At 26.6% G+C, this 14,178-nt stretch carries 18 protein-coding genes; 13 read left to right on the top strand and 5 right to left on the bottom strand.

What is annotated here, in order from left to right:
- The first annotated feature begins 22 nt into the window (after positions 1-22).
- The 7 genes from rpmH to ABLL_RS10610 are packed head-to-tail and all read left to right on the top strand — an operon-like array spanning position 23 to position 5,074.
- Positions 23-157, top strand: a complete 135-nt coding sequence (gene rpmH, locus ABLL_RS10640) for a 50S ribosomal protein L34 (protein WP_014474809.1) — start codon at positions 23-25, stop codon at positions 155-157.
- Complete coding sequence (gene rnpA / locus ABLL_RS15025; protein ID WP_041654857.1) at positions 145-480, top strand: ribonuclease P protein component; 336 nt, start codon at positions 145-147, stop codon at positions 478-480. Before rpmH ends, rnpA begins: the two co-directional genes overlap by 13 nt.
- Positions 477-824 carry a membrane protein insertion efficiency factor YidD gene (gene yidD, locus ABLL_RS10630; protein WP_041654855.1) on the top strand — a complete coding sequence of 116 codons (348 nt, stop codon included), beginning with the start codon at positions 477-479 and terminating at the stop codon, positions 822-824. Before rnpA ends, yidD begins: the two co-directional genes overlap by 4 nt.
- Positions 802-2,424, top strand: a complete 1,623-nt coding sequence (gene yidC / locus ABLL_RS10625; protein ID WP_041654853.1) for a membrane protein insertase YidC — start codon at positions 802-804, stop codon at positions 2,422-2,424. The genes yidD and yidC overlap by 23 nt, the downstream gene beginning before the upstream one ends.
- Before the next feature lie 8 nt (positions 2,425-2,432).
- Positions 2,433-3,305 (top strand): Jag N-terminal domain-containing protein, encoded by an 873-nt coding sequence (locus ABLL_RS10620; RefSeq protein ID WP_014474805.1) that lies wholly within the window; start codon positions 2,433-2,435, stop codon positions 3,303-3,305.
- A gap of 2 nt (positions 3,306-3,307) precedes the next feature.
- Positions 3,308-4,648, top strand: a complete 1,341-nt coding sequence (gene mnmE, locus ABLL_RS10615; RefSeq protein ID WP_014474804.1) for a tRNA uridine-5-carboxymethylaminomethyl(34) synthesis GTPase MnmE — start codon at positions 3,308-3,310, stop codon at positions 4,646-4,648.
- 12 nt (positions 4,649-4,660) lie between these two features.
- The gene (locus tag ABLL_RS10610; protein ID WP_014474803.1) at positions 4,661-5,074 is read left to right on the top strand and encodes a hypothetical protein; all 414 of its coding nucleotides are present in this window, start codon (positions 4,661-4,663) and stop codon (positions 5,072-5,074) included.
- Between the two features lie 28 nt (positions 5,075-5,102).
- Here ABLL_RS10610 and ABLL_RS10605 read toward each other — a convergent pair whose 3' ends face one another.
- Positions 5,103-5,582, bottom strand: coding sequence for a histidine phosphatase family protein (locus tag ABLL_RS10605; protein ID WP_014474802.1), 480 nt, complete (start codon positions 5,580-5,582; stop codon positions 5,103-5,105).
- A gap of 95 nt (positions 5,583-5,677) precedes the next feature.
- Here ABLL_RS10605 and ABLL_RS10600 point away from each other — a divergent pair, with 95 nt between their 5' ends.
- Positions 5,678-6,592: a 5'-nucleotidase gene (locus ABLL_RS10600; protein ID WP_014474801.1), complete on the top strand. Its 915-nt coding sequence runs from the start codon at positions 5,678-5,680 to the stop codon at positions 6,590-6,592.
- Positions 6,593-6,646: 54 nt separating this feature from the next.
- A complete protein-coding gene (gene htpX / locus ABLL_RS10595; RefSeq protein ID WP_014474800.1) occupies positions 6,647-7,507 on the top strand; it encodes a zinc metalloprotease HtpX in 861 nt (286 codons plus the stop codon).
- Between the two features lie 72 nt (positions 7,508-7,579).
- On the opposite strand, the gene ABLL_RS10590 is transcribed toward htpX, so the two are convergent.
- The 4 genes from ABLL_RS10590 to ABLL_RS10575 form a co-directional block, all read right to left on the bottom strand.
- A complete protein-coding gene (locus tag ABLL_RS10590; RefSeq protein WP_014474799.1) occupies positions 7,580-8,338 on the bottom strand; it encodes a M15 family metallopeptidase in 759 nt (252 codons plus the stop codon).
- On the bottom strand, positions 8,313-9,389 hold the full coding sequence (aroC, locus tag ABLL_RS10585; RefSeq protein WP_014474798.1) for a chorismate synthase: 1,077 nt from the start codon (positions 9,387-9,389) through the stop codon (positions 8,313-8,315). The genes ABLL_RS10590 and aroC overlap by 26 nt, the downstream gene beginning before the upstream one ends.
- A 5-nt stretch (positions 9,390-9,394) precedes the next feature.
- Positions 9,395-10,069 carry a ribonuclease III gene (gene rnc, locus ABLL_RS10580; RefSeq protein ID WP_014474797.1) on the bottom strand — a complete coding sequence of 225 codons (675 nt, stop codon included), beginning with the start codon at positions 10,067-10,069 and terminating at the stop codon, positions 9,395-9,397.
- Positions 10,070-10,149: 80 nt separating this feature from the next.
- Positions 10,150-11,199: a lipopolysaccharide assembly protein LapB gene (locus ABLL_RS10575; RefSeq protein ID WP_014474796.1), complete on the bottom strand. Its 1,050-nt coding sequence runs from the start codon at positions 11,197-11,199 to the stop codon at positions 10,150-10,152.
- An 84-nt stretch (positions 11,200-11,283) separates the two neighbouring features.
- On the opposite strand from ABLL_RS10575, the gene dnaG reads away from it, so the two are divergent.
- From dnaG to rpmA, 4 genes are all read left to right on the top strand, one after another.
- A complete protein-coding gene (gene dnaG / locus ABLL_RS10570; protein ID WP_014474795.1) occupies positions 11,284-12,918 on the top strand; it encodes a DNA primase in 1,635 nt (544 codons plus the stop codon).
- A 94-nt stretch (positions 12,919-13,012) separates the two neighbouring features.
- Positions 13,013-13,396 carry a Rid family detoxifying hydrolase gene (locus ABLL_RS10565; RefSeq protein ID WP_014474794.1) on the top strand — a complete coding sequence of 128 codons (384 nt, stop codon included), beginning with the start codon at positions 13,013-13,015 and terminating at the stop codon, positions 13,394-13,396.
- A 116-nt stretch (positions 13,397-13,512) separates the two neighbouring features.
- Positions 13,513-13,830: a 50S ribosomal protein L21 gene (gene rplU, locus ABLL_RS10560; RefSeq protein WP_014474793.1), complete on the top strand. Its 318-nt coding sequence runs from the start codon at positions 13,513-13,515 to the stop codon at positions 13,828-13,830.
- Positions 13,831-13,857: 27 nt separating this feature from the next.
- Positions 13,858-14,115, top strand: coding sequence for a 50S ribosomal protein L27 (rpmA, locus tag ABLL_RS10555; RefSeq protein ID WP_014474792.1), 258 nt, complete (start codon positions 13,858-13,860; stop codon positions 14,113-14,115).
- Positions 14,116-14,178: the final 63 nt, after the last annotated feature.

The raw sequence follows: 14,178 nt of genomic DNA, 5'->3' as shown, positions 1-14,178 counted from the left end.
GTGAATATAGAGGAAATCTAAGATGAAAAGAACGTATCAACCACATAATACTCCAAGAAAAAGAACTCACGGGTTCAGAGTAAGAATGGCTACTAAAAATGGTAGAAAAGTAATTAATGCAAGAAGAGCTAAAGGTAGAAAAAGATTAGCTGTTTAAGCAAAGACCACAGACTTAATAGTCCAAAAGACTTTAATAGACTATATAAAAGCGGCAAAAGATGGCATACTACCAGCTTTGTCGCTTTTTTTAGTTCTAACCCTACATTAAAAGCTGCTTTTGTTACTTCAAAAAAAGTTGGAAATGCAGTAAATAGAAATAAAGCAAGACGAAGAATGCGTGCTTTATTTGCTTCTTATGAAAAACAATTAGTAATTGGTAATTATATATTTGTTGCAAAAATAGCCTTACATGATAAAAATTTTTTAGAATTGAAAAAAGATTTTGATTTTGCTTTAAAAAGATTAGAAGTTTTAAAATGAAGCTTATTTTTAAATATTTGATAAGATTTTATCAGAAATATTTAACAGTTTTATCTTTTGGATCATGCAGATATTATCCCACTTGTTCCCAATATGCATTGTGGCAATTGGACAATAATACTTTTTTTAAGGCGATTTATTTTACAATATTGCGCATATTAAAGTGTAATCAACTTTTCGATGGTGGATTTGATTATCCAATTATAAAGTTGAAAGCAAATCAAAATATCAATTATAAAAAAATCAAAATAATATATTGGTATGTTCCATTAAAAAATGGGAAGTATTTAGTAGTAAAGAATCGGGAGTGGAAAAAGAAGAATGAACAACATGAATCAAAATAACGGTATGCAAAAACGAATGTTAATCATGACATTGGTAGTTTTTGTATTTTTTATAGCTTATGAATTTTTAGTTTTAAAGCCACAGCAAGAAGCAAGAGCTCAAAAAGCAAAAGAAGAATTAGCACAAAAACAAAATGCTGCACCTGATGTTAATACAGTTGCAACTCAAACGTTATCAACAGATGTGAATGGTAATCCAGTTGATATGTCAAAATCAGCTGATGCACTATCTTCAAAAGCAATAGCTAGTTCTCAAATTGTTTCTGTTATAAAAACAGCTAAAAATGTTATTGAAATTGATACATTAGGAAGAGTTGCACAAGTTACTTTACTTGAAAAAAAATATAAAGATGAAAATACAAATCAAATAAAGTTATTGGAATCAAATCAATTAAGACCTTTAGAAGTTAGATTTGCAGATGCAAATTTAAATACAGAAGCATTTAAAGTTAATGTAATTGCAAGTTCATCAAATGTTGATGCAACAACACAAGTTCAAGAATTAATTTTAACTCAAAACTTAACAAATTCTATTTTAACAAAAAAGTTTACTATATATCCAGATGGTCATTACGATTTAACAGTTAGTACTACAAATGATAAACAATTCTTTATCTCAAATGGATTTAGACCAAATGTATTAGCTGATATGTATGCTGTTCATGGATTTATTAGTAAGTTAAATGATAATACTTTAAAAACGATAGAAGATGGTGATTTAGATAAAAATGAAAATATAGTTGGAGCTAAGTTTATATCTAATTTTGATAGATATTATGCAACAGTAATTTATAATTTTGAAAAATCATTAAATGTTACAGTTATGCCTGATTCTTCATCTAATCCACAAGGTTTTATTCACGGTGGAAATAGTATCTCTTTTTCAGGATATATTGGACCAAAAAATCATAGAGATTTAGAAGCTTTAAATCCTGAGTTAATAGATGTTATTGATTATGGTTGGTTTACGTTTATAGCAAAACCAATGTTTTTATTATTACAATTCATTCAAGGTTATATTGGTAACTGGGGTTGGACAATTGTTATTCTTACAATTTTAATTAAATTAGTTTTATATCCTTTATCATATAAAGGTATGGTTTCTATGCAAAAATTAAAAGATTTAGCTCCAAAAATGAAAGAAATTCAAGCTAGATATAAAGATGATAAACAAAAACAATCTATGCATATGATGGAACTTTATAAAAAACATGGTGCAAATCCAATGGGTGGATGTTTACCATTAATTTTACAAATTCCAGTATTTTTTGCTATCTATAGAGTTTTATTAAATGCTATTGAATTAAAAGGTGCACCTTGGATTTTATGGGTACATGATTTAGCTGAAATGGATCCTTATTTTGTTTTACCTATTTTAATGGGTGCAACAATGTATTTACAACAAAAAATTACACCTAATACTATGCAAGATGAAATGCAAAAGAAAATATTCCAGTTTTTACCAGTTGTTTTCACATTCTTCTTTTTATGGTTCCCAGCAGGTCTAACGTTATATTGGTTTATAAATAATTTATTTACAATTGGTCAACAATACTACATTAATAAAGTATTTGAAAGAAAAAGAGCAGAAAAAGCATAGGAAAACTCATGAAAAAGTTTGAAGCAAATTGTTTAGAAAAAGTTTATGAATTAGCCACAGCAGAATTTAAATGTTCTATAACAGAATTAGAGATTGAAGTTATCCAACAACCAAGTAAAGGTTTTCTTGGTTTTGGAAAGAAAAATGCAATTATTGAAGTATGTTTTAAAGATAATTGTAAAAGGTATGTTCAAGAAACAAAAACTTTTAAAAACAAAGATGTAAGAATCGAAGAAGTTTCTGAAAGAATTGAATATTCAAATAAATTTGAAGAAGAAAAAATCAATAATTATGGGAAGAAAGAAGTTTTATCTAAAGTTCCAACAGCTGGTGCAAAAGATAAAATATTTGATAATTTTTATAATGAAGAGTCTTCACAATCAGAAATTTCAAAAATTGTAATTAAAAAAGATAGAGATAAAATTCTACAAGAAGTAAGAGAAGGAATAAATCTTTTATTTGATAATACATGTTATCAAATTGAAGAAATAAATGTAGAGTTTTATGATGATGAAACTTTATATATAGAATTCTTAGGTGAAGATTCAGCTTTATTAATTGGTAAAGAAGGTTATAGGTATAAAGCTTTATCATACATTTTATTTAATTGGATAAATGAGAAATATGGTTTAATGTTAAGATTAGAAGTTGCACAATTTTTGAAAAATCAAGAAGAAGCAATTCATGCTTATTTAGAGCCAATTATTGAAATAATCAAAGAAAAAGGCACATTTAAAACAAAACCACTTGATGGTATTTTAGTTCATATTGCTTTAAAAAGATTAAGAGACGAATTTCCTGATAAATATGTTGCAGTAAAAACAAATGTCCGAGGTGACAAATACGTACTTGTAAATGAGTACAGAGCAAGAGAAATATAGTCTTGTTCGATGATGCTACAATTGTTGCAATTGCAACAGCAAATGGAATAGGTTCTATTTCAATAGTTAGAATTTCAGGAGTAAATGCTCTTGAAATAGCTAAAAAAATTTCTAAAAAAAATACTTTTCAACCAAGACTTGCAACACTTTCATATATTTATGATGAAAATAATGAAACTATTGATGAAGCAATAGTTTTATATTTTAAAGCACCATTTTCTTTTACTGGAGAAGATGTTGTTGAGTTCCAATGTCACGGTGGTGTGGCAATTGCAAATATAATTGTTGATGAAGTTTTAAAATATGGTGCAAGATTAGCAAATCCAGGTGAATTTTCAAAAAGAGCATTTTTTAATAATAAAATAGATTTAACTAAAGCAGAAGCAATATCAAAAATCATAGAAGCAAGAAGTGCGGATGCTGTTAAATTACTTGCTCGGCAATTAAAAGGGGAGTTAACAAATTTTGTAAATGAAATTAGAGAAGATTTACTTTTTATGTTAGCTTATACAGAAGTATCTATTGATTATGCAGAAGAGGATTTACCTTCTGATATTTTTGAGCAAATAGAGAATAAAATTCAAAAAATTATTTTAAAACTATCAAATACCTTGGAAGCTAGTCGTAGACGAGAAGGAATGATTGAAGGGTTTAAAGTAGCAATTATTGGAAAACCAAATGTTGGGAAATCTTCACTTTTAAATAAACTTTTAAACTATGATAGAGCTATTATTAGTGATATTGCAGGAACAACAAGAGACACAATAGAAGAATCAGTAAGAATTGGTACACATATTATCAAAATAGTTGACACAGCTGGTATTAGAACAGCGAGTGACATAATTGAAAAGATTGGAATTGAAAAATCAATTCAAACAATAAATGAAGCAGATATTGTAATAGCTTTATTTGATAATAGTAAAATTTGTGATGATGAAGATAAAAAAATATTAGAATTAATAAATGAAAATTTAAATAAAGAGATAATAAAAGTTTTAAATAAATCTGATTTAGAAAATAAATTTGATAAGTCAAATCTTATGGATTTTATTGAACTTTCAACAAAAGAAGATATAAATCCACTTATAAAAAAAGTTGAGAATTTTTTAGATTCAAATACACATAGTGATGAAATGACTTTAATCTCAAAAAGACAAGTTAAATCAGTTGAAGATACATTGTATAATATCAATCTTGCTAAAGAACCTTTAGTAAGTGGGGAATTAGAATTTTTTGCTCACTTTATAACAGAAGCCTTAGGAAATATTTCATCAATTACTAGACCTTATGAAAATGATGAAATGTTAGATGTTATGTTTGGTGAATTTTGTTTAGGTAAATAAAAAGGTTAATAAATGAAAAAAAGTTTATTTTTTATTTTTATGGTATTTAGTTTTTCTACTTTATTTGCTGATCAATGGGATGGTTTTTTTAAAGAAACAGGCTTTCCAAGGAAAGTTATTGATGATGGTTCTATTGTAAAAGGTAAATTATATCAGGCAAAAGTAAGTTATCAAATATCAAATAATGATGGAATAAAAGGTAATTTTGAAAATAATGATAGTGCAAAAGTTACTATTACAAATAGCAAAGGTAAAGTTTTATCAACAAAGAAATTTATGACAGCAATTGAACTTAGATCTTGGGCAAGGGAAAATTTTACAGAGATATTTTCATCAGTTGTTGGAGAACAAGAATTAAATAAAGAAACATTAAAAGAACTTACAAAGTTAGCTTCAGTTGTTCTTTTGAATAAAAATTTGGAATAAATAAGAAAAAGTTTTTAACTTTTCTTATTTAATTTGATAAAGTATAATTTATCAGTTTTGCGTTTTCTTTAGAAATATTAATCCAACTATTACAATCAAATTCTATTTCCATAATTGCTCCCATTTCAAATTTCTCTTTAAAACCAACTAAAGTTATAGCAAGAGCTGTTAATGATGGATTATGTCCTACTATTATCATAGAATCAACAGTATCATAGGTATAAGATATTGTTTCAAGTAATTCATTTACAAATGCCATATATAAAACTTCATTTAGCATAATACTTTTATTATAATTTAATATTTCTGCAAATATTTCTGCTGTTTGTCTAGTTCTTTTTGCTGGACTTGAAACTATTAAATCAATATTAGGCTTTTTTTTTGCAAACTTTATAGCTATTTTTTTTGCTTCTTCAATCCCTTCTTCTGACAATTCTCTATCATAATCATCTTGGTTTAAATCTTCATTTTCTTTTTTTGTATGTCTTATAATGTAAAGTTTTTTCATATTCTCTCTTACTTAAAAATTATCTTTGATTTTAAATGATTTATGCTTTTTTTTCTATAAAATTTGTATAATAAAAAAAATATAAGGATACTATTTTGGGATATGATTTAAATAAAAAATTAGTTATTGCAATTTCCTCAAGGGCTTTATTTAATTTAGAAGATGAAAATAAAATATTCGAAGAAAAAGGTCTTGATGAATATTATAAATATCAAATTGAAAATGAAGATATACAACTTAAAAAAGGGACAGGTTTTAGACTTGTAAAAAATTTACTAAGAATAAATAATGATTTTCCAAATGATAAACAAGTTGAAGTTATTATTATGTCAAGAAACAATTCAGCAACAAGTTTAAGAATTACTAAATCAATAGAAAAATATAAACTTGATATTGCAAGATCAGCTTGGAGTGGAGGAAGTGATATTTCAAAATATCTAAAACCATTTAAAGTTGATTTATTTTTATCTGCAAATGAACAAGATGTTCAAGATGCAATAAATGAAGGAATAGCAGCAGCTAGAATATTACCTTATGAAAATGAGGAAGATGAATTTTCAAATCAAGTAAAAATAGCTTTTGATGGAGATGCAGTTTTATTTTCAGAAGAATCAGAAGTTATTTACAAAACACAAGGATTAAACGCATTTTTAGAATATGAAAAACAAAATGCTTCAAATCCTATGAAAACAGGACCTTTTGCTCAATTATTAAGAGTTATTTCAAACATACAAGCAAAATATTCAGAAGAACAAACACCAATAAGAACAGCTTTAATAACGGCAAGAAATTCACCTGCACATGAAAGAGTTATACGAACTCTTTCTCAATGGGGAGTAAGACTTGATGAAGCATTTTTTTTAGGTGGAGTTGATAAATATGAAGTTGTCAAAGCTTTTGGAGCTGATATTTTCTTTGATGACCAAGATGTACATCTTGAAACTACTTCAAAAGTAACTCCTAGTGCGAAGGTTCCTTATAAAAAAGAGTCAATTTTAAATAATATTTAGTTTAATTTTTATTAACTAATATTTGTTAAAATGTTGAAAATTAAGGAGGATACTATGGAACAAATAAAAACAGTTTTTTTACTTACATTTCTAACGGTATTATTCGTATTTATAGGTTATTCATTTGGTGGAACAAATGGTATGTTAATAGCATTTTTGATTGCTGGTGGTATGAATTTTTATGCTTATTACTATTCAGATCAACAAGTGTTAAAACATTATGATGCTACACCTTTAGATGATGTTCGGCATCCAGTTTATAGAATTACACAAAAATTAACACAAAAAGCTGGACTCCCTATGCCAAAGGTATATTTGATACCTGATCATACACCAAATGCATTTGCAACAGGAAGAAATTATGAGCACGCAGCTGTTGCTGTTACAATGGGATTATATGAGATGTTAAATGAAGAAGAACTTGAAGGTGTTATTGCACACGAGTTATCTCATATAAAACATTATGATATTTTAATTGGTACAATTGCAGCTGTTTTTTCAGGAGCCATTGCAATGATTGCAAATATGATGCAATTTGGTGCAATGTTTGGAAATAATAGTGATAGACAAAATTCAAATCCCATTATGATGATAGCTATGGCTATTTTACTTCCTATTGCTGCTTCAATTATTCAAATGACAGTTAGTAGAAGTAGGGAATTTATGGCTGATGAAGGAGCTGCTAGACTTACAGGAAACCCAGCTGGTTTACAAAGTGCTTTATCAAAACTTGAGAATTATGCAAGAAGTGGACATCAAATTCATAATGCAACAGAGCAAACAGCTCATATGTTTATTATAAATCCATTTTCAGGATTAAAATCAAATATTGCAAATTTATTTAGAACACATCCAACAACTGAAGATAGAATAGCAAGACTTGAAGAGTTAAAAGCTGAATTAAAAAGAAGATAAATAAAAAAAGCAACCCTTGACCAAAGAGTTGCTTTATATTTGTATTATATTTAAAAAAAGTTAAATGCTTCTTTAATTGAGAAGTTCAGGACGATATTCAAAATGCATAGTATCATAGTGATACCATCTACCTCCCCAAATAAATCCATATTTTTCAAAAATTTCTACTATCAGTAAAGGAATTTTATTTTTGTAAGTAAAATTATCTTTTTCTTTGTCCCATAACCAATAATGCGAATCTTTTACATTTAAATCAATTGCAATACCAAAACTGTGAACACTCAGTCTATTTGTATTACTTATTTTCCTCCAATTAAATACTCCACTTGGATGCTGTGCAAAAATTTTAATATTTTTGGGAAGTTTTTCAATTTCATTTGAAATAGCTTCTAATTTTTTATCTATATTATTTATTTTACTAACCCAAATATTTTTTTTTGCACTATTAGGAAGCCATACAATTTTTACAAGATTTTGTTTTACTTCTTTTTCATTATGTCCGTACATTTTTTTAAAGAATGGTTCATATCTTATTCTTCCAGAATCTTCATTTTTAGATGGAATGTAGTTTTTATTTTCTGAAACTTTTATATATGGAATATCAAGTTGATTTTTTAATGAAGCATTTTTTAGTGTTTCTTTAAAAGTTTTATTTTCAATTTTGTCATCAAAAATCATTTTTTCATTATCATTCCAGATTAAATAATTGTTTGAATACTCTTTTATATAATCTGGATAAGCTTGAACAAATTTATTTGCATCATTTGCTAATAAATCGAAAGAAAGAATAAGCAAAAAAGAAAAATTAGTTATTATAGACTTTTTTAACATTTTCCATTTTTGATGACATATTAAGTAATACCATATCAGCAAGAACTAAAGCCATCATTGACTCAGCAACAACACTTCCACGTACAGCAACACAAGGATCATGTCTTCCTTTTAGTTTGCATTCTACTTCATTATTATTTATATCAATAGTTTCTTGTTCTATAAAAATTGATGGAGTTGCTTTGAAATAAACTTTTACATTTATATCATCACCATTTGAAATACCACCAAGAATTCCACCACTATGATTTGTTTTAAATCCAGATTTTCGTATTTGGTCATTATTATCATAACCTTTTACTCTTGAAGATAATGCTCCATCTCCAATTTCAACAGCTTTTACTGCATTTATTCCCATCATTGCATTTGCTATTTGAGAATCAAGTTTAAAATAAAGTGGTTCACCAAGACCAATAGGAGCATTTGATACATTTATAAGTGCAACTCCTCCAACACTATTATGTGAATTTTTAGCTTCTAAAATAGCATTTTTTTGTGCTTCTTCAACATTTTTATCTAAGGCAAATATTTCAGAATTAGAAACATTCTCAAAATCAAAAGTTGAAGCTTGAATACCATCTATTTCACAAATTCCACTTTTGATATCTATATTTAACTCTTTTAATAGAAGTTTAGCAATAGCACCAGCAGCTACTCTAGCAGCTGTTTCTCTAGCACTACTTCTTCCTCCACCTCTATAATCTCTTGTTCCATATTTATTAAAATATGTAAAATCTGCATGTCCTGGACGGAATAAATCTTTTACGTTTGAATAATCACTACTTTTTTGATTTTCATTGAAAATTACCATAGAAATAGGAGTTCCAGTAGTTATTCCTTCAAAAACTCCACTTAAAATTTCTACAACATCACCTTCTTTTCTCGCAGTTGCAAATTTATTTTGACCAGGCTTTCTTCTATTCATTTCACTTTGGATAAATTCTTCATCTATTTTAATTCCAGCTGGAACGCCATCAACTATGCATCCAAGAGCTTTCCCATGAGATTCACCAAAAGTTGTAAACCTAAATCTATGACCAAATGTATTCATATTGGTTATTCTCCTTTTAGTTTTTCAATTGCAATTTTAGCAGCTGCTTGTTGAGCTAGTTTTTTACTTTTACCACTAGCATAACCATAATTTACTCCATCAATCCAAATTGATACTTCAAACTCTTTTTTATGGTCTGGTCCATATGAACCTTCTATTTTATATTCAGGAATTGATGCAAATTTTGCTTGAGTTATCTCTTGAAGAGCTGTTTTATAATCACTAAATAATACATCAAGATTTATTTTGACATAAGATTTTTCAAGTAATTTTAAAATAATAGGTTTTAAAACGTCAAGTCCTGATTCTAAGTAAACAGCACCCATAATTGCTTCAAAAGCATCTGATAAAATAGAAGCTTTAGTTCTTCCTTTATTTCTTTCTTCCGCTGTAGAAATAAAAATATAATCGCCTAATTTTATCTCATTTGCAAGTCTTGTAAAACCTGTTTCATTTACTAAACTAGCTCTAATTTTAGAGAGTTCACCTTCATTTGATTTTGGGAATTTTAAATATAAATATTCTCCAACAATTAGATTTAAAACTGCATCACCTAAAAACTCTAAACGTTCATTATTGTAAGGTTTTTTATAACTTTTATGTGTAAGTGCTTCGATTATCAGATTTTTATTTTTAAACTGATAATCCAAACACTTTTCTAACTTAGAATAATCACTCATTTATTTCCTTTTTTTTAATTTCTTTGGAAGTATATCACATATTTTATTATGTTATATCTAGTTATTTTTTTATTTTTACATTATTGTAAAGATTGATAAGATTCATAAAACGATTTAGTTAAATGATGTTTTACATTAAATGTTAAAATATTATGACAATGAGGACATCTTGTGTCAAATACAGGATGAGAGTGTTTACAAGAACTACAAATAAATTCAAAATCTAAAGAAGCTTTGATTTTATGTTCATGTTGATTTATAAGAATTAAAATATCTAAATCGAAATCATCACTGTGTTTTATTGTGTTTAAGTAACCTTTTGCATTGTAAAGTTCAACTAAAAATTTATTTTCTAAAACTTTTTCAAAATTAATGTCATCAAAGTTTAAATACCACATAACATCAATAAATTTTGAACAGTCAAATTCTTTTATATGTTCCCAAAAAAATTGTTTATTAAATTGAATTAAAAAATTAATAAAAATTCTTTCAATAATTTTATTTTCTTTAAAAATTTCATATAAAAGTTCTGTTCTTCTTTCAAACGATAAAATTGAATCATTTAAAATTATTAGTGAATCTAGATAAATTTTGTCAGTTTCCATATTTGCATCTAATTCTTCTAATGAAGATGTAATTTCTTTTGCTTTTTTAAAATCTTTTAATTTTTCATTTATCAATAATAGATAAGTTAATGCATTTTTATTATGAGGAGAAAATTTTAATATTCTTAAAAATATCTCTTTTGATCTTTGTAAAAATCCACCTTTAAAATATGTTGTTCCTAAAAGTTCTAATAATTCTTCTTTTTTTACTCTTTCATTAACATGTTCAAGAAGTGTTAAATAAACAGATATAGCTTTATTATAATCACCTTTATGTAAAAAAGTTGAAGCTAAAAGTAATATAGAATCAAAAGGAAGATTATAAGTTTTATATAAATGAACATAATCTTCTTCTTTTAATTTTCCAAGTTCAAATCTTAATGAAAGTTTTCTATAATCTTTTCTTGCATTTCTTTCTTTATAAATACCATAAGAATATGTAATAAATGAAATTACAAAAATTAGAGCAACAATAAGTATTATTCCAAATAGAGGGTCCCTATATTCTAAAACTATATTATCCAAAAAAAACCTTTGTTATCTATCTTAAAAGTAGTGCATATTAACATAAAAGTTCATATAAAATAATAAAAGAGTATAATCCAATTTATGATAAAAAAAGAATCGATTGAAAACTTAAAAAACCATCTTGATGTAGTTGATGTGGTTTCACAATTTATAGAATTAAAAAAATCTGGAGCAAATTTCAAAGCATGTTGCCCTTTTCATGGTGAAACAACTCCATCTTTTGTGGTTAGCCCAGCTAAACAAATATATCATTGTTTTGGATGTGGGGCAGGTGGAGACTCTATAAAATTTGTTATGGAATATGAAAAATTATCATATCCTGAAACAATAGAAAAATTAGCTTCAATGTATAATTTTAATTTGGAGTATGACAATAATAATGAAAAACAACAAGATATTAAAGTATTAGAAGAAGTTAATAAATTTTATCAAAAACTTTTTGTAAATAATTCTGTAGCAAAAGAGTACATAAAAGATAGAGGAATTTCTGATTTTTCAATAGAAAAATTTGAAATTGGTTATGCTCCAGTTTCTATTGATACAATAAATTTTTTAAAATCAAATCATTTTAATTTAACTGAAGCAATTGATTTAGGAATAATAGATACAGGAACAAATGGACTTTATTCAAGATTTATAGAAAGAATAACTTTTCCAATATATTCCATAAATGGTAAACTTGTAGGTTTTGGCGGAAGAACAATAACTGGACATAATGCAAAATATGTAAATTCCCCACAAACAAAACTTTTTAATAAATCAAGACTTTTATATGGGTATCATTTAGCAAAAGAAAAGATTTATAAAAATAAACAAATAATTGTTTGTGAAGGTTATTTAGATGTAATTATGCTTCATCAAGCAGGATTTAATTCAGCAGTTGCAACACTTGGAACGGCACTTACAACGGAACACTTACCGCTTCTAAGACGAGGTGAGCCAAAAGTAATACTTGCTTATGATGGAGATAAAGCTGGGCTTGCTGCAGCTTTTAAAGCATCTGTAATGCTTAGTCAAAGTGATTTTGAAGGAGGAGTTGTAATTTTTAGTGATGGACAAGATCCTGCTGATATGGTTAAGGGAAAAAAGATTGAAGAATTAAATAATATTTTTATAAATCCAATATCTTTTATTCCTTATGCTATAGATTATATTATTTCAAAATATGATATAAATGAACCTAGTCAAAAACAAAAAGCATTAAATGAAACAAATGATTATTTAAAAAGTTTAAGTCTATTAAATCAAGATGAATATAAAAGATATTTAGCACAAAAACTGAATATAAGAGAAGATAGAATAAAAATTAGTGGAGATAAACACAGAATAAATGATGTTAATTTATCAAAAATAGATATTGCTGAACTTTGTATAATAAAATCAATACTTGAAAAACCAAAAAGGTTAGATTCAGTTTTAGATATAGTTGATACTTCTATGTTTGAATTTCATAAAAATGAATTTGAATTAGTCTTAACTGATATAGAAAATCCATCTTTAAATTCGATTATTTTAAATGAAAAACTTGAAAATTATGATGATGAAAGACTTAATCAAGAACTTCTTACATTGGTATATAAATTTTATACAAATAAATTAACAGCAATTTCATATGATAAAAGTCTAGATTTTAAACAAAAAGCAAATTTGATTAGAAAAATTAAAGATAATATTTATCAATTAAAACAAGGAAAACTTGTAAGTTATAATCTATGAAAATTAATTTTTAAAATTAATTTTATTAGTAGTTTATTTTTTGTAAAATTCCAAAAAGTTATTTTAACTTCTTAAGGAAAATAAGGAAAATCCGATGAAATTTATTGAAAGTGACAATTTACCACAAGCTATAGGACCATATTCACCTGCTGTTAAGGTAAATGGTATGATTTATACATCTGCTCAAGTTCCAGTAACTTTAGATGGTACAATGATTGAAAGAGATATAAAAGTTCAAACAAGACAAGTATTAACAAATCTTAGAACACTTTTAGAAGATGCTGATAGTGGCATGGAAAAAGTAGTGAAAATATCAGTTTATTTAGAAAATATAGATGATTTTGGAGTAGTTAATGTTTTATTTGCTGAAGCATTTGGTGAACATAAACCAGCAAGAAGCACAATTTCTGTAAAAGGATTACCAAAGAATTCTTTGATAATGGTAGATGCAATTGCTTTAGCAAATGATTATCATTGAAATCTTAGGCTTAAAGAAAGTTTAAACTAAATTAAGATACTATTCCGGTTCGAAAAATAGAGTTAATATGAAAAAGTATCGACTTATGCATATAGAATTGAATTAGAGGAAGAAAGATGTACGCAATTATCAAGTGTGGTGGAAAACAGTATAAAGTTTCTGAGGGTGATATCTTAGATGTTGATTATACTGGTAAAGCTGCAAAAGAAACTTTAGAAATTACTGATGTTTTAGCTGTAAACAACGGTGAATTAAAAACTGGTGAAGCAGTTGCAAATGCAAAAGTAGAAGCAGTTGTAGTATTAGATGGTACTGGTGTAAATAGAGCTAGAAAAGTAATCATTTACAAAAAAAGAAGAAGAAAAGATTCAAAATTAAAAAGAGGTTTTAGAAAAAGCTTCACAAAAATTAGAATTACAAAAATTGCTGCATAAGCATAATAAAAGTTAAGGAGAACAATCATGGCTCACAAAAAAGGTCAGGGAAGTACACAGAATAATAGAGATTCAGCTGGTAGAAGACTTGGTGTTAAAAAATTTGGTGGTGAAGTTGTAAGAGCTGGAAATATCATTATTAGACAAAGAGGTACTAAAGTACATTTAGGTCAAAATGTTGGTATGGGTAAAGATCATACTATTTATTCTTTAATTGACGGTGTTGTTAAATTTGAAATTAAAGATAAAAAAAGAAAAAAAGTTTCAGTTTACGCAGCATCGTAATTCTGAATCAAATTATTTTCTTTAAAGGGTGTATGGCTTTGCCTACACCCTTTTTTTATTTAA

The sequence above is a fragment of the Arcobacter sp. L genome, assembly GCF_000284235.1.
In the GTDB taxonomy this organism is placed as follows: Bacteria; Campylobacterota; Campylobacteria; order Campylobacterales; family Arcobacteraceae; genus Aliarcobacter; species Aliarcobacter defluvii.
The sequence above is the reverse complement of the archived record's forward strand: the minus strand, read 5'-3'. Positions and strand labels throughout refer to the sequence as shown.